Source organism: Pseudomonas corni (genome assembly GCF_057128765.1).
Window position 1 is genome coordinate 12,322 of record NZ_JBSKHW010000024.1, and the last position, 24,354, is coordinate 36,675.

At 58.6% G+C, this 24,354-nt stretch carries 25 protein-coding genes and 2 tRNA genes; 14 read left to right on the forward strand and 13 right to left on the reverse strand.

Annotation, left to right across the window (positions count from 1 at the left end; translation table 11 throughout):
- Nucleotides 1-149 precede the first annotated feature (149 nt).
- On the reverse strand, nt 150-761 hold the full coding sequence (locus ACWKV9_RS26750) for a hypothetical protein (protein ID WP_483839119.1): 612 nt from the start codon (nt 759-761) through the stop codon (nt 150-152).
- A gap of 288 nt (nt 762-1,049) precedes the next feature.
- Between ACWKV9_RS26750 and ACWKV9_RS26755 the strand changes: the two genes are divergently transcribed.
- Complete coding sequence (locus ACWKV9_RS26755) at nt 1,050-1,319, forward strand: DUF3253 domain-containing protein (protein WP_483839120.1); 270 nt, start codon at nt 1,050-1,052, stop codon at nt 1,317-1,319.
- 73 nt (nt 1,320-1,392) lie between these two features.
- On the opposite strand, the gene ACWKV9_RS26760 is transcribed toward ACWKV9_RS26755, so the two are convergent.
- Nucleotides 1,393-4,281 carry a sensor domain-containing phosphodiesterase gene (locus ACWKV9_RS26760; RefSeq protein WP_483839121.1) on the reverse strand — a complete coding sequence of 963 codons (2,889 nt, stop codon included), beginning with the start codon at nt 4,279-4,281 and terminating at the stop codon, nt 1,393-1,395.
- Between the two features lie 313 nt (nt 4,282-4,594).
- Between ACWKV9_RS26760 and ACWKV9_RS26765 the strand changes: the two genes are divergently transcribed.
- The 4 genes from ACWKV9_RS26765 to ACWKV9_RS26780 all read left to right on the forward strand — a co-directional run bounded on the left by ACWKV9_RS26765 (nt 4,595) and on the right by ACWKV9_RS26780 (nt 9,808).
- Nucleotides 4,595-5,665: an NAD(P)-dependent alcohol dehydrogenase gene (locus ACWKV9_RS26765; RefSeq protein WP_483839122.1), complete on the forward strand. Its 1,071-nt coding sequence runs from the start codon at nt 4,595-4,597 to the stop codon at nt 5,663-5,665.
- Nucleotides 5,666-5,911: 246 nt separating this feature from the next.
- Entirely contained in the window at nt 5,912-6,580 is a 669-nt protein-coding gene (locus ACWKV9_RS26770) for a (2Fe-2S)-binding protein (RefSeq protein WP_483839123.1), read from the forward strand.
- The gene (locus tag ACWKV9_RS26775) at nt 6,580-7,563 is read left to right on the forward strand and encodes an FAD binding domain-containing protein (RefSeq protein WP_483839124.1); all 984 of its coding nucleotides are present in this window, start codon (nt 6,580-6,582) and stop codon (nt 7,561-7,563) included. Before ACWKV9_RS26770 ends, ACWKV9_RS26775 begins: the two co-directional genes overlap by 1 nt.
- A gap of 13 nt (nt 7,564-7,576) precedes the next feature.
- Nucleotides 7,577-9,808 (forward strand): xanthine dehydrogenase family protein molybdopterin-binding subunit, encoded by a 2,232-nt coding sequence (locus tag ACWKV9_RS26780; protein ID WP_483839125.1) that lies wholly within the window; start codon nt 7,577-7,579, stop codon nt 9,806-9,808.
- Between the two features lie 104 nt (nt 9,809-9,912).
- Here the strand turns inward: ACWKV9_RS26780 and ACWKV9_RS26785 are convergent, their stop codons facing one another.
- Nucleotides 9,913-11,253, reverse strand: a complete 1,341-nt coding sequence (locus ACWKV9_RS26785; protein WP_483839126.1) for an MFS transporter — start codon at nt 11,251-11,253, stop codon at nt 9,913-9,915.
- Between ACWKV9_RS26785 and ACWKV9_RS26790 the strand changes: the two genes are divergently transcribed.
- The gene (locus ACWKV9_RS26790) at nt 11,252-11,407 is read left to right on the forward strand and encodes a hypothetical protein (protein WP_483839127.1); all 156 of its coding nucleotides are present in this window, start codon (nt 11,252-11,254) and stop codon (nt 11,405-11,407) included. The two genes, ACWKV9_RS26785 and ACWKV9_RS26790, sit on opposite strands and share 2 nt — an antisense overlap.
- Nucleotides 11,408-11,520: 113 nt before the next feature.
- Nucleotides 11,521-12,153 carry a hypothetical protein gene (locus ACWKV9_RS26795; protein ID WP_483839128.1) on the forward strand — a complete coding sequence of 211 codons (633 nt, stop codon included), beginning with the start codon at nt 11,521-11,523 and terminating at the stop codon, nt 12,151-12,153.
- 67 nt (nt 12,154-12,220) lie between these two features.
- Here the strand turns inward: ACWKV9_RS26795 and ACWKV9_RS26800 are convergent, their stop codons facing one another.
- Entirely contained in the window at nt 12,221-12,565 is a 345-nt protein-coding gene (locus tag ACWKV9_RS26800; protein WP_483839129.1) for a 2-oxoacid ferredoxin oxidoreductase, read from the reverse strand.
- Between the two features lie 91 nt (nt 12,566-12,656).
- Nucleotides 12,657-13,220 carry a DUF4174 domain-containing protein gene (locus ACWKV9_RS26805; RefSeq protein WP_483839130.1) on the reverse strand — a complete coding sequence of 188 codons (564 nt, stop codon included), beginning with the start codon at nt 13,218-13,220 and terminating at the stop codon, nt 12,657-12,659.
- A 218-nt stretch (nt 13,221-13,438) separates the two neighbouring features.
- Here ACWKV9_RS26805 and ACWKV9_RS26810 point away from each other — a divergent pair, with 218 nt between their 5' ends.
- Nucleotides 13,439-13,666, forward strand: a complete 228-nt coding sequence (locus ACWKV9_RS26810; protein WP_483839131.1) for a hypothetical protein — start codon at nt 13,439-13,441, stop codon at nt 13,664-13,666.
- A 119-nt stretch (nt 13,667-13,785) separates the two neighbouring features.
- On the opposite strand, the gene ACWKV9_RS26815 is transcribed toward ACWKV9_RS26810, so the two are convergent.
- Nucleotides 13,786-13,862: transfer RNA gene (locus ACWKV9_RS26815), tRNA-Val, on the reverse strand.
- 287 nt (nt 13,863-14,149) lie between these two features.
- On the opposite strand from ACWKV9_RS26815, the gene ACWKV9_RS26820 reads away from it, so the two are divergent.
- Together ACWKV9_RS26820 and ACWKV9_RS26825 are read left to right on the forward strand one after the other, a co-directional pair.
- Nucleotides 14,150-15,187: a hypothetical protein gene (locus tag ACWKV9_RS26820; protein ID WP_483839132.1), complete on the forward strand. Its 1,038-nt coding sequence runs from the start codon at nt 14,150-14,152 to the stop codon at nt 15,185-15,187.
- A gap of 116 nt (nt 15,188-15,303) precedes the next feature.
- The gene (locus ACWKV9_RS26825; RefSeq protein ID WP_483839133.1) at nt 15,304-15,636 is read left to right on the forward strand and encodes a hypothetical protein; all 333 of its coding nucleotides are present in this window, start codon (nt 15,304-15,306) and stop codon (nt 15,634-15,636) included.
- A gap of 164 nt (nt 15,637-15,800) precedes the next feature.
- Here the strand turns inward: ACWKV9_RS26825 and ACWKV9_RS26830 are convergent, their stop codons facing one another.
- From ACWKV9_RS26830 to ACWKV9_RS26840, 3 genes are all read right to left on the reverse strand, one after another.
- The gene (locus ACWKV9_RS26830) at nt 15,801-16,160 is read right to left on the reverse strand and encodes a helix-turn-helix domain-containing protein (RefSeq protein ID WP_483839134.1); all 360 of its coding nucleotides are present in this window, start codon (nt 16,158-16,160) and stop codon (nt 15,801-15,803) included.
- Nucleotides 16,150-16,458 carry a type II toxin-antitoxin system HigB family toxin gene (locus ACWKV9_RS26835; RefSeq protein ID WP_483839135.1) on the reverse strand — a complete coding sequence of 103 codons (309 nt, stop codon included), beginning with the start codon at nt 16,456-16,458 and terminating at the stop codon, nt 16,150-16,152. The genes ACWKV9_RS26830 and ACWKV9_RS26835 overlap by 11 nt, the downstream gene beginning before the upstream one ends.
- 239 nt (nt 16,459-16,697) lie before the next feature.
- Nucleotides 16,698-16,774, reverse strand: a tRNA-Val gene (locus ACWKV9_RS26840).
- A 184-nt stretch (nt 16,775-16,958) separates the two neighbouring features.
- On the opposite strand from ACWKV9_RS26840, the gene ACWKV9_RS26845 reads away from it, so the two are divergent.
- On the forward strand, nt 16,959-18,242 hold the full coding sequence (locus ACWKV9_RS26845) for an NAD(P)/FAD-dependent oxidoreductase (RefSeq protein WP_483839136.1): 1,284 nt from the start codon (nt 16,959-16,961) through the stop codon (nt 18,240-18,242).
- 61 nt (nt 18,243-18,303) lie between these two features.
- Here ACWKV9_RS26845 and ACWKV9_RS26850 read toward each other — a convergent pair whose 3' ends face one another.
- Nucleotides 18,304-18,933: a peptidase C39 family protein gene (locus ACWKV9_RS26850; protein WP_483839169.1), complete on the reverse strand. Its 630-nt coding sequence runs from the start codon at nt 18,931-18,933 to the stop codon at nt 18,304-18,306.
- A gap of 559 nt (nt 18,934-19,492) precedes the next feature.
- Nucleotides 19,493-20,257: a TerC family protein gene (locus tag ACWKV9_RS26855; RefSeq protein ID WP_483839137.1), complete on the reverse strand. Its 765-nt coding sequence runs from the start codon at nt 20,255-20,257 to the stop codon at nt 19,493-19,495.
- A 116-nt stretch (nt 20,258-20,373) separates the two neighbouring features.
- On the opposite strand from ACWKV9_RS26855, the gene nhaR reads away from it, so the two are divergent.
- Complete coding sequence (gene nhaR, locus ACWKV9_RS26860) at nt 20,374-21,270, forward strand: transcriptional activator NhaR (RefSeq protein ID WP_483839138.1); 897 nt, start codon at nt 20,374-20,376, stop codon at nt 21,268-21,270.
- Nucleotides 21,271-21,392: 122 nt separating this feature from the next.
- Here the strand turns inward: nhaR and ACWKV9_RS26865 are convergent, their stop codons facing one another.
- Nucleotides 21,393-21,902 carry a DUF1993 domain-containing protein gene (locus tag ACWKV9_RS26865; RefSeq protein WP_483839139.1) on the reverse strand — a complete coding sequence of 170 codons (510 nt, stop codon included), beginning with the start codon at nt 21,900-21,902 and terminating at the stop codon, nt 21,393-21,395.
- A gap of 118 nt (nt 21,903-22,020) precedes the next feature.
- Between ACWKV9_RS26865 and ACWKV9_RS26870 the strand changes: the two genes are divergently transcribed.
- Entirely contained in the window at nt 22,021-22,689 is a 669-nt protein-coding gene (locus tag ACWKV9_RS26870) for a YceH family protein (protein WP_483839140.1), read from the forward strand.
- Between the two features lie 231 nt (nt 22,690-22,920).
- Here the strand turns inward: ACWKV9_RS26870 and ACWKV9_RS26875 are convergent, their stop codons facing one another.
- On the reverse strand, nt 22,921-23,736 hold the full coding sequence (locus ACWKV9_RS26875; protein WP_483839141.1) for a shikimate 5-dehydrogenase: 816 nt from the start codon (nt 23,734-23,736) through the stop codon (nt 22,921-22,923).
- A gap of 227 nt (nt 23,737-23,963) precedes the next feature.
- Between ACWKV9_RS26875 and ACWKV9_RS26880 the strand changes: the two genes are divergently transcribed.
- Nucleotides 23,964-24,335: a hypothetical protein gene (locus tag ACWKV9_RS26880; RefSeq protein ID WP_483839142.1), complete on the forward strand. Its 372-nt coding sequence runs from the start codon at nt 23,964-23,966 to the stop codon at nt 24,333-24,335.
- Nucleotides 24,336-24,354: the final 19 nt, after the last annotated feature.

The following is a 24,354-nucleotide window of genomic DNA, read 5'->3' on the forward strand; positions in this document are numbered from 1 at the left end:
CACGCTTGTGTAGGAGCGAACTTGTTCGCGAAGTTGACGACGAGGTTTACCTGACACTCCCCGTCCTCAGCTTCGCGGGCAAGCCTCGCTCCAACAGGTTGCGTAGTGCTGAAAACGTCTGCCCGTTACTGTTCCGTTGCATCAACCCCTCAAGCCATTTCAGCCTTAGCCATCGCAATCTTCGCTTTAATTTCCTGCTGCGCAACTTCGGCCTTTTCCTTGGTCAGCTCGGCAACCTTCTTGTCGACGGCGGCTTTCTGCTCAGGAGACATGGCCTCGTATTCTTCCTTGCTGACACCGGTCAGTTGCTGACGGGCTTTTTCAGCGTCGGTCTGGTTCATGTAGGCCAGAAAATCGTCCTTGGCCGAACCCACGCTGCTCGCGGCGTCCTTGTTGGCACTGGCTGACAACGCGTCCACACTGTCCGAAGTGCCTGACGCCACGCTGTCGGTCGTCGCCACTTGCTTGTCAGCGCCAGCCATCATCGAAGACGCTGCCGCCACTTGCGGATCGATGGCGTTGTCGGTGGTGCTGGCCATCGCCGACTTCAGGTTGACCATCATCTTGGCGAACGCTTCGTCGTAGGTGGGCTGCTCCTGGGTGCCGCTTTGTGCCGACGTGTCATCGTTGCCGGAGACGGGCGCCACAGGCACGGTCGTCATGGCGGCGCTGGCGAATGCGTCCTTGTCACTGGTGTCGAGGGTCGTGTGGGCGACGGCCTTCGAAACGATATGCTGGAGGGCACTGCTGCCGATAATCATCTTTCACCTCCTGTTGTGGTTGTCGATGCATCGGGTGTACTGAGCAAGACCGGTGCCATATCTCCCCCCTGACGCTTAAAGCCCCGGCCGGTGGGCTGCGCAGATCTGGCAGTTAGCAGGAAATGGAAAAATACCGGCATCTGGTTGCCGAGAGCGGCAGTCGATGGCCGCCCGTTGTTTTCACTTGCCGCATAAGTGGCATCACACCCGTCATAACAGGGAACACCCGGGCGCAAGACGACTCAACTGTGACAGACCCTGATTCGGCTTTTACCGTTGAGAATCGCCATGGCCTTCACCGACACTGACATCGAACGCGACATCCTCGGATTGCTGACAGACCGCAGCCCGGCGTCCTCAATCTGCCCTTCCGACGTGGCCCGTGCGCTGACAGACGAAGACGCCCAGTGGCGAGCCCTGATGCCACAGGTGCGTGAAGTCGCAAAGCGGATGGCGACTGATGGGGTGATCCGGGTGACCCAGGGCGAGAGCGAAGTCATGATCGACGAAGACCTGCGCGGGCCTATCCGTTTACGGCGCGGCGATCGTTTCCCTTGATTCTCCGTTGGAGCGCGCAGGAGTCCGGCTTGCCGACGATGGGCTGCGAAGCGGCCCTATGACGGTATTCGCCTCACCCCAACGAACTCAAATCCAGCTCTTCCTGCGGCAGCGGCACGGAGAAGTAATAACCCTGAGCTTGTCCGGCGCCCATTTCCCGAAGCAATTGCAGGGTAGCTGCGTCTTCCACGCCTTCGGCCACGACGGTCAGGCCCAGAGATTCGGCCATCCGCACGATGGCGCGCACTATGGCGCGGCTGCGCGAGCTGGTGGTCAGTTCGAGGGTGAAGGACTTATCGATTTTCAAGCCGGTGAAGTGATATTGATGCACGTAACTGAGGGACGAAAAACCTGCACCGAAGTCATCGAGCACCACCGACACACCGTTATCGGCCAGATGCTTCATGGCCTGACGTGCAAGGTCCGGCTCGGCCACCAATGCGCCTTCGGTCAACTCCAGACAGATGCGCGACGGCTGCACCCCGTGCAACTCCAGCAGACCCAGCACCTCGCTGGAAAACTCCGGCCGCGTGATGCTGTAGCTCGAGCAATTCACATGCACCGTGGGCCAATGGGCATGATCGGGCTGCGCAAGGATCGCCACCACGCTTTGCAGCATATAGAAATCCAGACGACCGATTAGTCGCAACCCCTCCAGCGCTGGCAGAAACTGGCCTGGCGCAACGACTCGTCCATCCGGCTGGCGCCAGCGAATCAGCGCTTCGAGGGCAAGTATCTTGCCGCTCTCGACATCAATGATCGGCTGGAAATACGGCAGCAACTCGTCCGTGCGTTTGAGCGCATTGCGTAGCGCGCTCTCCTGCTCCATCTGATCGGACACCTCGCGCCGCACTTCCTGGTTGAACACCGCATAACTGTCGCGCCCGGCATTCTTGACCCGGTACATCGCCGTGTCGGCGTCGCGCAGCAAGTCGGCGGGCTCATGGTGGAATTGCCGGTCGGCGCCCACCACCCCAATGCTGCATGAGGAGAATACTGCGTGGCTGTCGATGAAAAACGGCAGGTCGAACGCCTCCAGAATGCGTTCGGCAATCGCCACGGTGACATCCGGCGGAGCGCCGTAGGCCAGCACTGCAAACTCATCGCCCCCAAGGCGCGCCAGCAAGTCGCTGTCGCGCATGCAGCTGCGCAACCGGTCGGCGGCCTGCACCAGCAACTGATCGCCGGAATGATGCCCGAGACTGTCGTTGACCATCTTGAAGCGGTCCAGGTCGATGAACATCACCACCAGCTCCTGCCCCACTTCGCAGAACGCCTCCCACGCCGTACGCAACTGTTGCTGCAAATGGCTGCGATTGGGCAAGCCGGTCAGGGAGTCGTGGGAGTTCTCGTGTTGCAGCTTGGCGTTGGCAACGTCCAGCTCGCGGGTGCGGTCCTGCACTCGCGCTTCCAGCCGCAGGTTAGCGATATGAATCGCCTCTGCCGCCGTGCGCCGGGAAAGCGCCGTGTCGATGTGCCGTGACACGAACGTCAGCAGATCCTGGTCGCGCAATGAGTAACTGACATGGGTTGAATAACTCTGCACCGCCAGCACACCGCGCACGGTATCGCCTTCGAACAACGGAATCCCCAGCCAGGAACTGGAGCGATTGACCTCGTTCTGCAGGGTGATTTCACCGGTGCTTTCCAGGCGTCGGGCTTCACCGCTGTCGATCAGACAAGGGCGACGCTGACGGATCACGTACTCGGTGAAACCCCGCTCGCCACGCCGTGGGTTCGGGCGTTCGGTGAGTCGTTCATCGACGTAATAGGGGAACGTCACCTCGCCGGTAGCGTCGTCGAACAGTGCGATATAGAAGTTAAGCGCAAACAACAACTCGCCGACAATGCCGTGCAGGCTGCGAAACAGCTCGGCCATGTCCCCCGGCTGGCTGGACAATTCGGTGATCTGAAACAGCGCACTTTGCAGGTGTTCGGCGCGTTCACGGTCGGCCACTTCGCTGCGAAGAGCGTCATTGAGGCGTGACAGCTCGGCAGTCCGTCGGGCCACCGTTTCTTCCAGATGAGCACGGTGCAGAATCCGGTCCAACGCCATGGCCACGTGCCGTGCGACCACCAGGAACAATTCGCGATCCTCGACACTGTAGACCCGGGACACGTCATACACCTGCATCGCCAGCATGCCGAAAACATCGTCGGATGCGTTTTTCAGCGGCGCCCCCATCCAGAATTCAGGGCGATGTCCAACGCAGTAAAAGCGCTGGTGGGCCTGCGCCTGCTGGATGTCCACCGCGTTGACGAACAACGGCTGCTCGCTAGTGAGCACATACCCGGTCATGGACATGTGGTCGGGATCAAGATACTCGTAGGTCTCGGCTTCCAGCGCGTCGGCGTCAGTGATGTCGATGTAATACGGATAGGTGATTTTGCCGCTGTGGCTTTCGTAGAGCGCCAGATAGAAGTTCTCGGCGTCGATCAGCGTTGCCAACTGCTGGTGCACGCCGTGCAGGAATTCCGAACGATCCCGGGTGGAACTGGCCAGATAGGTGATCTCGTAAAGTACGCGCTGGGTCGCCTGCGCACGCGCCAATGCGTCGGTTTGCAAATGCAAGCCCAGTCGCGCGGCCAATTCGCCCAGCCGCGGCTCGCCCCCATGCGGTTCCGAGGTGATCAGCCAGCCCAGTACGCTTTCGCCCTGCCCGGTCGGCCAGCGATGCAAACCCAGCTCGTCGCAGAACCCGTCGAAGGCATCCCGAGCAATCAGTCTCGGCCAAGTGATCGATGGGTCGCCCTGCCCCAACAGGTGCATATGCTCGCCTGCGCGGTATGCCGCCCAATTGAGGGTGGGCACCGCGTTCCGAGTGGCGCGCAACAAGCACTCGATCGTGTCATCTTGCAGGCCTGGCACTGCCGCAAAACCGGTCTCGGTGACGACCGCATCCGACGCCCCTTTGCTGGGGTTCAATGGTCGTCGATCAGGGTTCAAGACACGGGAATTCATGGGCGCTCCATTGCCAACGTGCGACAGGGCTATCTTTATGGGGTGTGACGGATTGTTGCAAGCGGCATATTGCCATTTGCAGTCTATAAACGACGTGATGGTCGCTTTTGTACGACTTAACAACTGCGTTCATAGCACTGGCAGCTATATGTCGGCCGATGAGCAGCAAAATGAATGTTAATCGACCCGCTAATTGCGAACTAGGCTCATCAGGCTCATCGGGTCTGTCGTGGGTATTAATGACCTTTTGCAGCTCAAGCGTGTCACTCAATGCTGACGCACTTTTCTTTCTGCCTCTGTGGAGATGATTGCAATGAGCAAGACGTACAGCTATGCCGCGCAAGATCCCAAAGACACCCTCAAGCCTTTCGTGATCGAGCGCCGCGCGCCCGGTGCCGATGACGTGCAGATCGACATTCTGTACTGCGGCGTCTGCCATTCGGACCTGCACACCGCGCGCAACGAATGGAACAACACCCTTTACCCGTCCGTACCGGGTCATGAAATTGTCGGTCGCGTGACGGCTGTCGGTGCCAGCGTCAAAGGTTTCAAGGTGGGCGATCTGGCTGGTGTCGGCTGCATGGTCGACAGCTGCCAACACTGCGCCTCCTGCGCCGAGGGCGAAGAGCAATATTGCGAAAACGGCTTCACCGGCACGTATAACGGCCCGGTATTCGGCGGTGAAAACACCTTCGGCGGTTACTCCGACAGCATCGTGGTCAAGGAAAAATTCGTGCTGCGCATCAGTCACGGTGAGGACGCCAATCTGGCCGCCGTCGCCCCGCTGCTGTGCGCGGGCATTACCACCTACTCGCCGCTGCATCACTGGAAGGTCGGCCCCGGCAAAAAGGTGGGTATCGTGGGCCTTGGCGGCCTGGGCCACATGGGGGTGAAAATCGCCCACGCCATGGGCGCTCATGTGGTGCTGTTTACCACCTCGCCGAACAAGCGTGAAGACGGCCTGCGCCTAGGCGCCGACGAAGTGATCGTGTCGAAGAACCCGGACGAAATGGCCACCCAGGCCAATAGCCTGGACTTCATCCTCAACACGGTTGCGGCGCCCCACGATCTGGACGCGTTCCTCAACCTGCTCAAGCGTGACGGCACCATGACCCTGGTCGGCGCGCCGGATCATCCGCACCCTTCGCCATCGGTGTTCAACCTGATCTTCAAGCGTCGCAGCCTGGCCGGTTCGTTGATCGGCGGCATTCAGGAAACCCAGGAAATGCTGGATTTCTGTGCCAGGCACGGCATCGTCTCGGACATCGAGATCATCGCCATGAAGGACATCAACGAGTCCTATGAGCGCATGCAGAAAGGCGACGTCAAATATCGCTTCGTCATCGACATGGCCACGCTGAAACAGGAAGCCGCGGCAGCCTGATCCTCATTCCGGGCCGCTTGCGCAAACGAGCGGCCTGGTTGGCATGAGTCCTGCTCCGGCTCCTTGTCGGCAATTCGTGAGAAAAGCTACACAGTCCATTCACTTATTTACATGAATGCGCGCGCAATCTATTCGCTACTGTCTGGGGTTGGATGATTGCCAAGCGCATCAACTTTGCATGCTCCCTGCAGCTCGCTCACCGTCGAGCTTGCGGGACGACTCAACGCTGACGAGGAACCTGAAAACATGACCGATCAGCCTGATAAAACCGCAGAACCCACGACGTCCGGCCTGACTGATTTCACTGTGCCGTCGCGACGCAATTTTCTTAAATCCATCGGCGTTTCCAGTCTTGCGGCTGCGACAGCGCCAGTATGGATGCAAGCCATCGAGGCCCAGGCAGCCGTCGCCGATGACACCGACGCCCCGGCCAAGGACGAGCGCCGCATGACCCTCAAGGTCAATGGCCAGACTCACGCGCTGAACCTGCCTGCCAACGCCGCCCTGCTGGACGTATTGCGGGACCGACTGCAGCTGACCGGCACCAAGAAAGGCTGCGACCACGGCCAATGTGGCGCATGCACCATTCACGTTAACGGCGTGGCGATCAACTCCTGCCTGTCGCTGGCGGCGATGCACGAAGGTGACGAAATCACCACCATCGAAGGCCTGGCAAAAAACGGCAAATTGCATCCGGTGCAGGAAGCGTTCTGGGAGCACGACGCTTACCAGTGCGGTTACTGCACCTCGGGGCAGATCATGAGCGCAGTCGCGGTGTTGCAGGACAAGACCATCGGCAAGGACGACCACAGCGTGCGTGAAGCCATGAGCGGCAATATTTGCCGCTGCGGCGCGTACAAAAACATTCTGTCGGCAGTGCAGTCGGCGCGTATCAAGCTGCAGGAGGTGACCTGATGAGAGCCTTTGATTATGTCCGCGCTGGCAGTATCGAGCAGGCGGTCAGCACTCATTCGAAAAGCCCGTCGGCGTTTTTTCTTGCCGGTGGCACCACCCTCCTCGACCTGGTCAAACTTGATGTGATGCCAGCCGATCAAGTGATCGACGTCAACCATCTTTCCCTCAAGCAGATCGAAGTGCAGAGCGACGGCAGCGTGCGCATCGGCGCGTTGGTGACCAACACCACGCTGGCCAACCACGAGCATATCGTCAGCCATTATTCGGTGCTGTCCCAAGCGCTGCTGTCAGGCGCTACCACGCAGTTGCGCAACAAGGCGACGACGGCGGGCAATGTGATGCAGCGCGTGCGTTGCAACTATTTCCGTGACGGCATCTCGCCGTGCAACAAGCGCGAGCCGGGTTCAGGCTGCGCCGCCATCGACGGCCATAACCGCAGCGTGCATGCCGTGCTGGGCACCAGCGATCAATGCATCGCCACTCACCCCTCGGACATGTGCGTAGCCATGGCGGCCATTGGCGCCAGCGTTGAGGTCCAAGGCCCCAAGGGCAAGCGCAGCATCGACTTTCTCGACTTCCATTTGCTGCCCGGATCGACCCCCTGGAAAGAGCACGCCCTGCAAGATGACGAGCTGATCACCCATGTGGTGCTGAACGCGCCAATGCCCAACAGCAAGTCTGGCTATCTGAAGCTGCGTGATCGCGCCTCGTATCAGTTTGCATTGGCCTCCAGCGCCGTGATCCTGGTGATGGACGGCGACACTGTGCGTGACGCGCGCATCGCCATGGGCGGGGTAGGTACAAAACCGTGGCGTGCACTGGACGCCGAGCGCGCGCTCAAGGGCGTGACGCTGACCCAGCAGAACATGGAAAAAGCCGCCGCTATCGCACTGCAAGGCGCCAAGCCCTACAGCCACAACGCCTACAAGATTCCATTGGGGCAACAGGCGATCATCCGCAACCTCACCACCCTGACCGCCTGACAGGAGCAAGCTTATGACTGAAGCAATCATTGGCGCTGGCCCTCGTCGCATCGACGGTCGTCGCAAGGTGTCTGGCGAGGCGATGTACGCCTCCGACCACCACTTGAAAAACATGGCCTACGGGTATGGCGTGTTCAGCACCATCGCCAGCGGCAAGATCACTGGCCTGGACCTGGATGCCGCGCGCAAATCCCCGGGCGTGCTGGACATCTTTCACCACGGCAACTTCCCTGCGCTGTATCACAACTCCGCGTTGCCGATGTCGTTCGCCAAGATTCTCACGGCCGCCAAATCGGACGAAAGCCGCCTGCCGTTCGAAGACGAAACGGTGTATTACGCCGGGCAATTCGTTGCTTTGGTCGTGGCCGATACCTTCGAGCACGCTCGGGCCGCTGCCTACAAAATCAATGTCAGCTACAGCAAGACCAACGCCGTCGCCAATCTTGAGCAGGGGATGAAAGCAGGCGCCTTGCAGGATGGCAGCCCCGGTCATAAACGCGGCGACGCGGGCGCGGCATTCACCGCCGCTAGCCACAGCATCGACGCGACCTACACCACCCCGGTCGAAACCCACAACCCGATGGAAATGCACGCCACTGTCGCCAGTTGGGAAGACGGCCGATTGATCGTCTATGAGGCGTCCCAAGGCGTGGTTGCTCATCGCAACTCATTGGCGAAAATCTTCGGGTTGGTGCCTGAAAAGGTCGAAGTGCGGGCGCCGTTCATTGGTTCGGGCTTCGGCAGCAAACTGTGGATCTGGCCGCATTCGGTCGCTGCGTGTGGCGCCGCTAAAGTGCTCGGCCGCCCGGTGCAATTGGTGGTGCCGCGACAGCAAATGTTTTCCACCACCGGCCATCGCCCGGAAACCCAGCAACGCCTGCGCCTGGCAACCGATGACAAAGGCAAGCTGGTGTCGGTGAGTCACGAGTCGATCAACACCACCTCCTTCACCGATCCGTACAAGGAAAATTGCGGCACCTCGACCAAGAGTCTCTACAGCTGCCCCAACGTGTTGGTCAGTCACAAGATCATCGAGGTCAATCGCGGCACGCCAACCTCCATGCGCGCACCCGGCGCAGCACCGGGGCTGTTCGCCCTCGAATCGGCAATGGACGAGATGGCGGACAAAATCGGCATGGACCCGCTGGCATTTCGCAAGCTCAACGTCGCTGATCGGGACGAAAGCCAGAACCTGCCGTGGTCGAGCAACCACTTGCAGGAGTGCATCGATAAGGCCGCCGAGCAGTTCGGCTGGAGCAAGCGCAACCCGACGCCGGGCTCAATGAAGGACGGCACTGAAATCATCGGTTACGGCATGGCGGCGTGTAACTGGGATGCCTACCGCACGCCAGCGGAGGCGCAGGTTTCATTGCGCGCGGACGGCACGGCCTATGCGATCTGCGGCGTGCAGGACATCGGCACCGGCACGTACACGATCATCGCCCAAGTGGTCAGCAGCATCACGGGCATTGATCTGGACAAGATTGAAGTCGAGCTGGGCAATTCGTCGTTTCCGCCCGCGCCGGTGTCAGGGGGTTCGTGGGCCACAGCCAGCGTCTTACCGGCGATTGCCGAAGGCACGCGTCAGGCTATCGAGCAGTTGAAGGCGTTTTCGACTGCACCCAAAGGCGTGCTCGCCGGGACCAAGTCTGAGGAGATCAGCTTCGAGCAGGGCCAGCTCAAGGGCGCAGGAAAATCCTTCGGGATCGTCGATGTGCTCAAGGCGCAGAAGCAGTCCAGCGCGTTCGGTGAAGCGAAGACCGGTATGAACGACACCAGCAAACATTCGTTCCGCTCCTTCGGTGTGCATTTTGTCGAAGTGCGTTGGGACCCGGGCATTTCGCGCTTGCGCGTGTCCCGTGTGGTCAGTGCGATTGACGTGGGCAAGGTGATCAACGACAAGACCTCACGCAATCAGGTCGAAGGCGCGATTGTGATGGGCGTCGGCATGGCATTGTTCGAAGGGACTGACTACGACGAGCGCAACGGTATGCCGGTCAACGACAACTACGCCGAATACGTGGTGCCGGTGCATGCCGATCAGCCGGAAATCGAGGTCATTCTGCTGGATTACCCAGACCTGGCGCTCAACGAGTTTGGCGCCCGGGGCATTGGTGAAATCGGCATCACCGGGTTGGCAGCAGCGGTTGCCAACGCAGTGGCGCACGCCACCGGCAAACGGATTCGCAGTCTGCCGATCACGCTGGACAAGCTGATGGATTTGCCGCCGACCATGAGGGCGTAAAGCATCCAAGTGGAGGGGACTGACTTATTTACAACGCTTCACCGTAAATAAACCTGTCCCCGGTCTTTTTGTCTCGCGAATGAATTCGCTCCTGCAGAAGTCATTTAACCTGCTTTGGCGCCCTGCTCGCGATTAGCAGCAGGCGTGTCATGCACCACCTGATGAACCTTCCCCGCCCCCAGGTAAATCCCCAGCACCCCACCCGCCAACAACGCCCCCGCCACCATCAGCAACGCGTAGTCATAGTTGTCAGTGACGTCTTTCATCCAGCCCATGACCGGTGGCAAACCCAGCCCGGCCAGGTTGGCGATGGAGTTGATCAGCGCAATCGACACTGCGGCCGCAGGCCCGGACAGATACTCCGTAGTGGTCGCCCAGAACACCGGTGTCGCTGCCCAGTTCAGACCGACCGCGAGCACCAGCAGCCCATACGCCAGCCAGGCATTGCCACTGAACACTGCCACCGCCAACAGCACACCCGCCGCCAACAGCGGCACGCCCAGATGACGGCCGCGCTCACCGGTCTTATCAGAATGACGGCCGTTGAAATACATCAGCACGCACGCCACCAGGAACGGCAGCGCCGACATGACGCTGACCGTGAACGAACCTTGCTTGGAGACCGATTGCACGATCAACGGCAGGAACAGCGTGATGCCAATAGTGCCGAACGCTTGCAGCAGCCAGAACAGACTGAGCAGCCACACCCGACGATTGCGGAACGCCACATGCCAGGCGTCGTGATGGGAAATGGCAGTGCCGGCCTGCTCCTGACTCATAGTGCGGCTCAACCATTTTTTCTGTTCGGGATTGAGCCACTGAGTCTTTTCAGGATCGTCGGGCAAATACCTGAGCACCACGATGCCAAGGATCGCGGCGGGAATACCCTCCAGCAGGAACAGCCAGCGCCAGCCACTGACCCCGAAAAAGCCGTCCATATGCAGAAACGCACCCGACAGCGGCAAGCCAATCACCGATGCCAGCGCCGCGCCGATATAGAAGAACGACATCGCCCGTGCCCGGTCGCTGCGCGGATACCACTGGGACAGGTAGTAAATGATGCCGGGGGTGAAACCGGCCTCGGCGGCGCCGAGCAGCAGCCGCATCACGTACAACTGATTGGCGCTCTGCACCAGGCTCATGCCCGCCGCGACAATGCCCCAAGTGATCATGATTCGCGCGATCCAGCGCCGCGCGCCGACCTTGGTGAGAATCAGGCTGCTGGGGACTTCGAGCAGAATATAAGTGAGGAAAAACAGCCCGACGCCAATGCCGTACATGCGCGCGGTCAGGCTCAACTCCGCGTTCATTTGCAGGGCTGCGACGGAGATATTTGATTTGTCGATGTAGGCAACCATGTACAGCAGCATCAGAAACGGGATCAGTTTCAGATTAAGCCGGCTGATGGTGCTGGCACGCAGAGTTGCCTCGATGGAGTTGGACATGGAACGCCCTCTTATTATCTTTATTGTCGCAAGCGAAGGCGCAGGGTTTGGCGAACGCTTGTCACGGTATCCGTGGAACGACCATAAACGAGGGTTTCGAGCGATTCAATATATGATTTTATATCCCTATATATGGGACATGGCAAAACACTGAAGCATCGCTCCTGTTGCCGCTTCTCAGCAGGAGCTGACGGTTTTGTCATGAAGCCAGCCAGGCGTTGAGGTGTAAGCTCTGCCGACAATGACCACTCAGGGACCCCTCCAGCGATGAAGACGATAATAAGCAAGCGAGTGCGCGACACCCTTTTGATCTCGAGCCTGCTGGCCAGCGCCCTGATGATGACCAGCCCGTCACAGGCACAGGATGGGCCGCCAACACGGGTCAGAGGAGCGATCACGGCGCTCGATGGCGATCTGATGCGGGTGCGCACCAAAGGCGGCGAAGACCTGGAAGTCAACCTCACAAAAGACACGCTGGTGCGCGGAGTGACGCTGGGTGAAGTGTCGCAAATCAAACCCGGCAGTTATATCGGCTCAGCCGCTGTGCCTTTGCCGGACGGCACGTTGAAGGCACTGGAAATTCACGTCTTCCCCCCTGAACTGGCCGGCACTGGAGACGGCCACCGAGCCTTCGATCTGGGCAAGGACAGCACCATGACCAATGGCTCGGTGGGCGATCTGGTCACCAGCAACGGGCGCACCATCACAGTGAACTACAAGGGCGGTCAGAAGAAGATCGTCATTCCGGATGACGTGCCGATCGTCAATCTGGTACCCGGTGATCGGGCCCTGCTCAAGCCTGGCGTGAAGATCGTGATGCAGGCGCAAAAGGCGGCTGATGGCGCATTCAGCGCTTTGTCGATTTCTGCGGGTGAGAACGGCGTGACGCCGCCCATGTAAGACCGCAGTTCTCAAGCTATAAAAAAACCGGCTGATACGCCGGTTTTTTGGTTGTCGGGATTAGCCGTTACAAGCAGGTCGCGACTACCGCGCCCCGTTGTTCTTTGACAGAAGCACTCGGCTTTGCATAGAAACTGATATGGGTCGAAGCGCCTTTGCCCACGACGTCCGCGAAATACACGCCTTCGGTCGTGTAGACAGTGAAATCACCCGGTCCATTGGTTTTCTGGAACACATCAGCCACATCGCCGAACATCTGCACATCGGCCCATGTGACCTTGATGCACTCAGCCACGGCAGCGGCAGGTTTGCGGCTGGAATATTCCTGGACAGGCCCTGCCGAGCGGGTCTGACTCAAACTCATGCAACCTGTCAGCATCATCAGTGCTGCCACTCCCGCCCACTGTTTCATGTCATTCCCTGCCGTAAAAAAGGGAGCGATCTTAGCAGCAAGGCCGAAGGCGCGCTCATCCGCGCGTTGGCCCTGCTGGCTGCGCAGTTGATCAGTCATCGAGCGCTGGAGCGGGTGCGGCCGGTGCTGCGCCCTTCCCGGCTTTGCCTGGTTTGCCGGCCGGTGCGGCCTTGGGTTCGGCGGCGGCTGGAGCGGGTGCTGCGGCTGCGGCTGCGGCCTCTTTTTCGGCCATCGGCATTTGATCGATGGTGCCGAAGATTTCTTTCGGGTCGATCGGACCGGAATGGTCGATTTTTTTCTCGCCGTCTTTGCCGACCAGAATCACCTGGGCCTGAGTCTGCGGTTTGACCCCAAGTTTGAGTTCACGAATCAGCGCCATGGTGCTCTGGGCGTCCATGTCCTTGCCGTTGCGCTGGCCGATGGTATTGATGATGGTGTAGAGGACCATGTCGCGCTTGACGAAGGCTTCACGGTTGGCGGGTTCATCCAGGTTTTTTTTCAGGCTCACCAGCGTCGGGTCCACCGTGCTGGAGGCAATAATGATCAGCGGACGCGTCTTGCCACGCTCTTGGGCCAGTGGGGTATCGCTGTCGGCAGCCAGCAACGGAGCGCTGACAGCGAACAGGACGGCAAGGGTCAGTGACCGAGTAAACATACACACCTCCTTTGGATTTCCATGCACTGATGATCGCGCATCGTGGCAAAAGGTCCAGCGTGCATTTCAAATAATCCGGTTTTTAGAATTGTTGCGACGGCTCCGTCCTGCTTAAACCGCACGCGGGCGCCGTGCGTTATAGTGCGCGGCGCCCTTACAGGGTCGCTACGACGCGCACTCGGTACGCGGCAATCCTCAACTGTTTTCAGGAGAATGAAGTGGGGCTGAAAAAGTCATCAATCGAATTGAAGCGCGAGCTCTACAGCGTGGCGGGCAACCTGGAACGCACGGCGGGCGAAATCAGCCGCTTGGCCGAACGCGTGAAGGACGTCGACGTTGTTGCGGTCCTGCACCTGATGAATCAGCTGTACAAAGATGCGGACAGGCTCAAGGCCTACGCCGACGAGGTCAAAGCAGGTCGGATCATTCGAGGCAAGGCGGAGTAATACAGGGCTGGCTGTAAATCCGGATCACAGGGATGTGAGCGGTTAGCCGTTTTGCAGAAACAAAAAAGGCCCACCTTTCGGTGAGCCTTTCTAGACCGCCAGCAGTAGCGGATTTTGTTTGGTAGGCGCGATCAGACTCGAACTGACGACCCCCACCATGTCAAGGTGGTGCTCTAACCAACTGAGCTACGCGCCTGCTGTGGGTCGGCATTCTACGGATATTAAGAAGTGTGTCAACGTCTTTTTCGCGCACTAAGCCTATGAATATGCGAATTTTTTCGAGTGCTTTACCCTGTGTCCGAGAGTGCGCTGAACCACCGCGCAGCAGCGCGATGTTTGAACACGTCAGCCCCCTCCTATACTCCTGACACCGAGCCGAGCTACGCACACCCTATCCCCGTGCGCAGCTTGCGCAGGTCGGGTGGCGATTTCCTTGCAGCAAGGAACTGATGGCCATCACTGCGCGTGCATGGGAGGGTTCTTGTGAACACCCGCGTGATCATTATCTTGTTGCTGATACTGACCGGTTGCGCCTCCACGCACCCTCCCCCGGCCTCGCCCGTGCAGGTTTCGCCATTCACCTGGCGGCAAATCGATCAGCAGATTTTTATCGCCTCCCAAGAAGCGATGGGGCCGGTCAAACGCTATGCCATACAGTCGATGGATGCTTGGATGGATCAGGTGTATCAGCGCACAGAAGCCGAGTTCATCCCCTGGTTCACCGGTTACTGGACCCAACAGTGGCTGACATTGAAAGTCACCTGGTACAAGGTCAGCGGCGGCAAAGAGGCCCTGACACCCGCGCAACGGCTTGATGCCTATCTTCAGGATCAGTACCACGAACAAGTGCTTGAACCTGTGGCCAAAAACATTGACCCGGACGCAATCATGGCCAAAGCCACGCGTTACTACGTCAAGCTTGTGGGCGAGCGGATTCAGAGCTTTCCTCTGCGTTTCAATATTCCGGCCGAGCAATTCGACGAACATCTCAGAGACATACCCGCCATAGGCTTGAACGCTGCCGGCAACGGCAACGGCAACGCCAACGCCAACGCCAACGCCTCACTCTACACATTGATTCACGCCCAGCCGCTGGAAGAATTGCCCGCCTACCTCGCGCTGATTGATCACGTGCATCGCGCTGCGGGAGGCTCGGTGGCAACAGACCCTGGCATCTCTTCGATTGCCATTCATTCCAGCGAGAAACTTGAAGCCAGCCTCGCCCCACGCGGGATCGCCAGCGCCGTGGCGGCTGCAGTGGGTCGAGTGGCCGGGCTGGCTATCTCGGTCGGCATGGCCGGATTTGGCGCGATCACCCACCAAAGCGAACGCGCCGAAATGGAGAACCAACTGCGCCAAAGCCTATATGCGGCATTGTCCGAAAAGAAACGCCGCCTGATCGAGGAACAGCAAACCGGTGTGTTGGCCGGAGCCTATTACTTGTCCAGCCAGATCGAAGGGCGCCTTGGCGACGCGGAAATCTTTACCCCGGCAGTCGAAAATGCGTTGGATGATTTTTAGAGACACGAGCAGACCGCATGGAACAGGAATGGACCGTTCGTCGCCAGCATCGCACCAATGATGGCAAATCAGGGCCAAAAGTTAGGTAAAGACCTCACAACAAGGAGAGTCACCTGATGAACAAGTTATTGGCTGCCTGTGCGCTCACAGGCCTGTGTTGCGCCGCATCTGTCACTGCGCTTGCAGGTGTGAACGCGCCGACTTCACCGTCAATGGGCGCGCCAGCGTCACAAACCGGCGCCGACCCTCGTACTCAAGGCAATGACACCAGTCGGGGCGGCATCCAGGCTGGCGGTGACAGCACCGGAGCGGGTACTGGTCTGGGCACAGGCTCAATGAGCAACGGCACCGGAAGCGGTAATGATGCTGGCGGCTCGGGTGGCACTGATTCTAAAAGCAGCGGATCGAGCGGTTCGTCGGGTTCGGGAGTCGGCGGCGCTGGCGGCTGATCACAGAGCGTTTAACCGAAAGCCTGGTTTTGCACCGGGCTTTTTTTTGTGCAAAAAAAGGCGACCCTTTCAGGTCGCCTTTCTGTACCACCAGCAGAGTGGATTTTGTTTGGTAGGCGCGATCAGACTCGAACTGACGACCCACTAATTCAACCCTTCGGCGCCTAGGCGGCTCCGGCCAGAAGAGATTCATAGGGAATTCGCAGTCCGTCATGAAGGCGCCTGATCATTGCCAAACTCAGGCGTCGTTTGCCATTCAATACTTCCGACACTCGCCCGCTCGTCCCTATGTACTGCTCAAGATCGCGCGGGGTCAAACCCTGTTGATCCATGCGAAATTTGATCGCTTCAATGGGGTCCGCCGCCTGAATCGGATAATGCTTGTTCTCATACACCTCGATCAGTGTGACAAGCACTTCCATCTCATCGGCCTCGGGAGTTCCGGCTTCGGCCTGAAAGATAGCCTCAAGCCGCTTAAAGGCAATATGAAGGTCTTCGTCATTGCGGATAGGCTTAATATTCATTGATCGTCTCCACGTCTATACCGTCGTAGCGCTGATGCGTGCCGATGAATTTCACCCAAGCAATACCTGCTCGATATTGCATCTCCACAACCAGCCGATACTTGTTACCGCCGATGTTGAATACCACGCGGTTGTTACCGCAGATGCTGGCATTACCGATCTGATCTTTAACGTCTTGGGGTATCTTCCAGTTCGCTCTCAACACAGTGTCATGCCAGCTTTCTAACGACGCCCTGGCATCTTCGTACCCCGGCTTTTTCCAAAAATTCACCAGGGTGCTTTTCGCAATAACCCGCATCTACAGCACTCTCTCCCATTTTGGGAGAGACTATGCGTTTAGTTGGATCAATGCAAGCAGGCTCTGTGGGATCCAGAACGGCGCCGAGCAGGTGGACAATTCAGAGTTGCACACTCTTGCGAGCAGTTATGGCGGGCAGCAGATTTCGGCTGTACCTAATGGTAACGTTCTGGAACGCACACAAAAAAGGCGACCCTTTCAGGTCGCCTTTCTGCACCACCAGCAGAGTGGATTTTGTTTGGTAGGCGCGATCAGACTCGAACTGACGACCCCCACCATGTCAAGGTGGTGCTCTAACCAACTGAGCTACGCGCCTGCTGTGGGGGCGCATCCTACCGGCGGCAGTTTTTTTGTCAATCTGTTTTTAGCTGTAAGCCTCTGAATCAGCAACCTTTTTATGGAATACACCACAGCGATGAGTTGCTGCGCCTGGCTGGTGGCAAGATTTCTTCTCAGGTAGGATCGGTGCATTCGTAAAAAATATAAAACGGGGTTTCAGGATGGCGAACACTGCATATCCAGCGTCTTACTACGCGGCATCGGCCAACGCAGCGCCAGGCCGACCCGCGCTGCAGGGCGAGGTGCAGACAGACGTGTGCATCATCGGCGCAGGCTACACCGGTCTGTCCAGCGCCCTGTTTCTCCTCGAAGCCGGCTTCAGCGTCACCATTCTGGAAGCCGCCAGGGTCGGGTTCGGCGCATCGGGTCGTAATGGCGGGCAGATCGTCAACAGCTACAGCCGCGATATCGACGTCATCGAACGCACTGTCGGTCCCAAACAAGCTCAGTTGCTGGGTCAGATGGCGTTTGAGGGCGCCGGTATCATTCGTGAGCGCGTGGCGAAATACCAGATCCAGTGCGACCTGAAAGATGGCGGCGTGTTCGCGGCGCTGACTCCTAAACAGATGGGTCATCTTGAGGGGCAAAAAAAACTCTGGGAGCGTTTCGGCCACACGCAACTTGAATTGCTGGATCAGCGCAGGATTCGAGAAGTCGTGGGCTGCGAGCAGTACATCGGTGGCCTGCTGGACATGAGCGGCGGGCACATTCACCCGCTCAATCTGGCCTTGGGCGAAGCTGCCGCAGTGGAGTCTCTGGGCGGTGTGATTCACGAACAATCGGCCGCCATTCGCATCGAGCGTGGGGCCAATCCAGTGGTACATACTGAACAAGGTCGGGTGCGAGCGAAGTTTGTCATCGTCGCCGGCAATGCCTATCTGGGCAATCTTGTCCCCGAGCTGGCGGCCAAATCGATGCCGTGCGGCAGCCAGGTCATCGCCACCGAACCACTGAGTGATGCGCTGGCCAATAGCTTGTTGCCTCAGGACTACTGCGTCGAAGACTGCAATTATTTACTAGATTACTACCGTCTCACAGCCGATAAGCGCCTTATATTCGGCGGCGGCGTGGTCTACGGCGCCCGGGACCCCGCGAACATCGAGGCGATCATCCGTCCGAAGATGCTCAAGGCGTTCCCGCAGCTCAAGGACGTGAAAATCGATTACGCCTGGACCGGTAATTTCCTGCTGACGCTGTCGCGCTTGCCGCAAGTAGGCCGACTGGGTGACAACATCTATTACTCCCAAGGCTGCAGCGGCCACGGCGTGACGTATACCCACTTGGCGGGCAAGGTTCTGGCCCAGGCATTGCGCGGTCAGGCCGAACGTTTCGATGCCTTCGCCAGCCTGCCACACTACCCCTTCCCCGGCGGTCAATTGCTGCGCACCCCGCTCACAGCGTTGGGCGCCTGGTACTACAGCCTGCGGGACAAACTGGGGTTTTAAGACGTTTAAAGCACAAAAACGGCGCCATAGAGGGCGCCGTTTTTTGTTGCCGAAACGCCCATCAACGGGCGCTGTTGATCGCCTTGACTGCTTCGCCTGCCGCTTGCTCCTGTCCGGCTTGAGCCAGTTCATTGGCAGCCTTGAGCCAGCGTTCACGGTCCACCGCAGCCGGGACTTGACGAGGGCCCTGGATCAAAATTGCCCAACTGCCCGCGTTATTCCACGCCGAGGTGAATTCGTCAAAGCTCATGAGCATCCGGCGATTTTGCCCAGCGTGCAGGACCACCGTTCGCTTGCGCTGATTGAAGCCAATCAACACCCCATAACGTGGCTGCTTCCACCACACCGAGCCTTCGGAAAACCGCACCATCACCGGGAATCCGGCCGAGACCTGCGCCAGCAGTGCAGGCAGCGTGTCATCCAGCGGATACACCACAAATCCATATTCGCGCGCCAGGTTCGGCATGCTCTGATCAAGCTTCGCTTCGCCGCCCGGCAGCTTTAGCGGCTTCTCGACCAACCCTGGAGTTATTTGCACATTACGTGCGGCCAACATGCCCGCCAGCGCACCGGGAGCACTCTGGAAATCGTCGCCTCGGAAGAAAGGCACTGAGTTGATTTCCACCCGGTCCGGCAAGCGCTTGTATTCTGGTTCGACGTTGGTCGCGCACCCAACGAGCGCCATCACCATAGCCAATGCCCACCCGTTGCGATGCAGCCTGACAGCACGAAATCCAGATAATACCGACACGTCATTACTCACTTGTACGAAGGCTTGTAAGAACCTCGGGCAACCTGCCGCCCGATCTGGAGGCCGATCATAGAGCCGCCCGTCGATTCGGTATAGCGCCAATGCGCAGTGAACGGCGGGTGATAGATCAAAACGGTCATGCCAATCAGCCACTGGTCAATTTCCCGCAACATAGCCCGTACTAGACTGTCGGTTATTAAGACGAAGAAATGGCACTGGCGCCGGGGGGACGTATGAGTCTCGGGATGATTATTGTGATGCTAGTCTTGGGCTGGTTGGCCGTTGCAGGGGCCATGTTGTGGGGCGTGTTGAGAATTTCTCGCCGTCATCATCCGCACTATCAAAGCAATGCCGTACCGCCTGCACCCCTGAATATCGGGAAAAACAAATCTGTGCCGCTCCATTGAGGACATGGGCGGCGCGACGCTACCGCAGGCTATGAAACAAAAAACGGTCGGTGATGGTTTCCCATCCCGACCGTTTTGTTTGCCCCTATGAATCAGACTTTCTGCGCGGCTTTCTCTTCGGCCAGGCTTTTTTGCTTGGAGCGTCGCGCCAGCATGTTCAGCACTTCAATCAGCGCCGAGAACGCCATCGCGGCATACACATAGCCTTTTGGCACATGGGCACCGAAGCCTTCAGCGATGAGCGTCATGCCGATCATGATCAAGAAGCCCAGCGCCAGCATCACCACGGTCGGGTTGTCGTTGATGAATTTAGCCAACGGCTCCGACGCCACCAACATCACCACCACAGCAGCGACTACCGCGATCACCATGATCGGCAAGTGCTCGGTCATGCCCACCGCAGTGACGATACTGTCGATGGAGAACACCAGGTCCAGCATCAGGATCTGACCAATGGCAGCCGCCATACCCAGCGTGACGGTGGAAGACAAGGTTTTCTCTTCCTCCGTCTTGATATCGACGCTGTGGTGGATCTCTGTCGTAGCTTTCCAGAGCAAGAACAGACCACCGGCGATCAGGATCATGTCTTTCCAGGAGAAGGTCTGGCCGAAGACTTCGATCACCGGAGCCGTCAACTGAACGATCCAGGCCACGGTGCTGAGCAAGCCCAGACGCAGGATCAGCGCCATGCTGATACCAATGCGCCGCGCCTTGGTACGCTGATGCACTGGTAGCTTATTGGTGAGGATCGAGATAAAAATCAGGTTGTCGATACCCAGCACGATTTCCATAACCACCAGGGTCGCCAACGCTACCCACGCGGCGGGGCTTGCAGCCAGTTCCAGAAGATATTCCATACGCAAATAGCCTTGATCGGTCCAATGAGATAGCGCGCATTCTAGTGAGGCAAACACTTCAGGAAAACTCGTATTTTTAAGCGCTATACTTCGGTTTTCACGAAGTGACAGTTTCCATGCTTAATTACCGACAGCTGCATTACTTCTGGGTTGTAGCCAAAACCGGCAGCATTGTGCGCGCCTGCGAACAGCTGAACCTTACGCCGCAAACCATCAGCGGACAAATCAGCCTGCTGGAGCAGACGTTTGGCGTGGATCTATTCAAACGCGTCGGTCGTCAGCTTGAGCTCACCGAAGCCGGACGTCTCGCCCTGCCCTATGCCGAGCAGATGTTTCAACTGGGGGACGAGCTAGAAGCCTTGCTACGCACTCAGCCGGATGAGCAGCAAATTCTGTTTCGGGTGGGCGTCGCCGACGTGGTTCCCAAATCTATCGTCTATCGCTTGATCGCCCCGACCATGGAGCTGAGCGAACCCATGCGTATCACCTGCCGGGAAGACCAACTTGAGCGCTTGCTGGCAGACCTGGCGATCCAGCGACTGGACCTTGTGATTTCCGACAGCCCCATGCCCTCGCACCTGGACATCAAGGGCTACAGCCAGAAGCTCGGCGAATGTGGCGTGAGCTTTTTCGCCACCAAAGCCCTGGCGCAGCAGTACGGGCAAGACTTCCCACAGGGGATGCAAGGGGCGCCGTTGCTGATTCCCGGTCAGTTGACCGTATTGCGCAGCCGTCTGATGCGCTGGTTCGCGGAGCAGAAGATCCAGCCGAAGATTGTTGGCGAATTCGATGACAGCGCCTTGATGAAGGCGTTCGGCAAGTCAGGGAGCGGGATATTCATGGCGCCCAGCGTGATCGCCGACGAAGTGATGGCGCAGTACGACGTGGAAATGATTGGCCAGACCGATGCAGTGACCGAATCGTTTTACGCGATCTCGGTCGAGCGCAAGGTCAAGCACCCCGGCATCGTGGCGATCACCGAAGGCGCTCGACGGGAGCTGTTTACTGACTGATCAACCGACGCACAGCGCCGGCAATAAAGCAAAAACCGCTGCCTGAGTATTCAGGCAGCGGTTGGGTGCTGCGGGTTCAGGCGTGTGGCGCAACAATTCGGCTTGGCGCGCCGGTCAGCCGCTTAGAACGAACCCATGTAATCGCGCTTGCCGATTTCCACGCCACCGTGACGCAACAGGTCATAGGCGGTAGTCACGTGGAAGAAGAACTGCGGCAGCGAGTAATGCAGCAGATAAGGCTGGGCCTTGAGGTGCTTCTCGTTCGGCGTGCCGGGACGCAGCACGATGTCGAGGTCTTCGTTGCCATCGATCTGCTCAGGCGTCACGCTGCCGATGAACGCCAGAGCCTTGGCCAACAGTGCTTGCAGATCAGCGAAGGAGGCTTCGGTGTCCTCGTATTTCGGGATTTCAATGTTGGCCAGGCGTGCGGTGGCGCCTTTGGAGAAGTCGACAGCGATCTGCACCTGACGAATCAGCGGCAGCATGTCCGGGTACAGACGCGATTGCAGCAGTGCGTCAGGCTGGATTTTTTTCTCGGTGGCGTGGGCTTCGGCCTTGGCCAGAACGGCGCCCAGAGAGGTGAGCATTTGCTTGAAGACAGGAATGGAAGCGGCGTACAGGGAGATGGTCATAACGGTTCCTGGTGTGGTGAGTCGCAAGAATGAGCACGTCGAACATGCGAACGCGGCTTGTCTTTTACATCATCGTGCCCCTACCCTCATAGCCTTTTCAACGTCCAGGGAATGCGCCATGTCCAACGAGCCGAATCCAGAAAATGCCGCAGACGTCGAAGGCAAGCTGCAACTCAACAGCACAGAGGTGAGAATTCTCGGCTGTCTGTTAGAGAAGCAGGCCACCAACCCTGAAACCTATCCGCTGACCGTCAACGCGCTGGTGCTGGCCTGCAATCAGAAGACCAGCCGCGACCCGGTGATGAACCTCACCCAGGGTCAGGTCGGTCAAAGTTTGCGCGCGCTGGAAGGTCATCAGTTAACCCGTCTGGTGATGGGCAGCCGCGCCGATCGCTGGGAGCATCGCGTCGACAAAACCCTTGAGCTGGTGCCTGCTCAGGCCATCCTCAGCGGTTTACTGTTTTTGCGTGGCCCGCAGACCGTCAACGAACTGCTCACCCGCAGCAACCGCATGCACGAATTCGAAGATGCCGATCAGGTCGTGCATCAGCTCGAACGCCTGATTGGCCGAGGGTTGGCGGTGTTGATTCCGAAACAGGCCGGGCAGCGCGAGGACCGCTACATGCACGCCCTCGGTGATCCGGCGGACATGGAAGCCATTCTGGCGGCACGGCAGAATCCGTCGTCGGAGCGCTCGTCCGGTGGTTCGGCGACGTCGGAGCGAATCGATGAGCTTGAAGCGCGAGTGGCGGCGCTGGAGGAGCGGCTTTCCAGACTCGAGGGTTGAGACTCGATCTGTAGGAGCCAACTTGTTGGCGAGGGCCATGACGCGGTAGACCAGAAGCACCGCCTCGCGAACAAGTTCGCTCCTACAGATTTTGCGCCTGCCCCAATATAGAAGACGCCCGAGATTCCCGTGGGAGCGGACCTGTCCGCGAAGGTGCCCTGCCAGTCCAAATATCTTCAGCACCCGATGAAACGCCTTCGCGGGCAAGCGCGCTCCTACAGATCAACGCCGTCAGTCGCCCCGCGCGAACGCCGCCGCTGCTTGATACTGCTCATCGGTCGGCGTCACGCCGGTGTACAAAATGAACTGCTCCAGAGCCTGAATCGCCGCAACCTGATCCCCTGTTATCACGCGCTTGCCCAAGGCTTCAGCCTGCACGATAAACGGGGTGCGTGCCGGGGTGGCGACGACGTCGAACGCCGTGTCGGCTGCCTCGATGGCTGTCTTGTCGAACGCCAATTGGTCAGCCTGCGCGCCAATCATCCCCAACGGCGTGACGTTGACCAACAACGGCACCTGCTCGGTACCCAGTTCAGGCTGCCACTCAAAACCTGCGCTGGTTGCCAGCGCACGTCCTGCGGCTTCGTTGCGGGCCACGATCAAGCCATCTGTAAAACCTGCATCACGCAGCGCAAACGCGACGGCTTTTGCCATGCCGCCGCTACCGCGCAAGGCAAAGCGGGTGCGCGGCAATGCATGGGTGTCCACCAACTGCGCCACGGCGATGTAATCGGTGTTATAGGCCTTGAGATGTCCGTCAGTGTTGACGACGGTATTGATCGATTCGATTGCAGCGGCGGACGCGTCCATTTCATCGATCAACGCAATGCATGCCTCTTTAAACGGCATCGACACACCACAACCGCGAATACCCAGCGAGCGCATCCCGGCAATGGCGGCCGGCAAGTCGGCAGGAGAAAAGGCTTTGTAATAGAAGTTCAGACCCAGTTGCTCATAGAGATGGTTATGAAAGCGCACGCCAAAGTTGCCGGGGCGTCCGGCGAGGGACATGCACAACAAGGTCTCTTTGCTTGCAGTGACGGGCATTGAAATCTCCTGAACGGTATTAGATATACATCGGGATAAAGGCGTAATATCAGCTACCCGCTTGAACAGCGGATGAGTTGTCATTAATGAGCGCCAAATACCTTACACAAAATTTACGCAGCGGCTGCGCAGATTTTCAAAAAGTCGCTGTCTGATCAGTTATCCCGTGGCAGAACCTGAGCGTAACGCAGGCTCGCGACAACGGGACTGAACACCGAGGAACAGTCATGATTCGTCACATTCCCAAGGTTGCCTTGTTGTTAGGTGCCCTGGCCCTTGCAGGCCAAGCTCAAGCCCACGGCGGTGGCGGCGGCCCAGGCTGGGGTGGAGCGGCGGTTGTAGGTGCAGTGGTCGGTGGCGTTGTAGGCGCAGCGGTTGCCAACTCGGGTCCAAGGACCGTTTACGTGCAACAACAGCCGGTATACGCGCCAGCACCAGTTTACTATGCACCGCCACCACCGCCGGTTTATTACCAGCCCGCGTACGTGGTTCAACAGCCAGTCTATTACGGCCCGCCTCGTTACTATGGCCCGCCCCGTGGTTACTACGGCCCTCCCCATGGTTATTACCAAGGTGGCGGCGGTCCAGGCCGCTGGTAAGGATCGCGTCAGTGTCAGT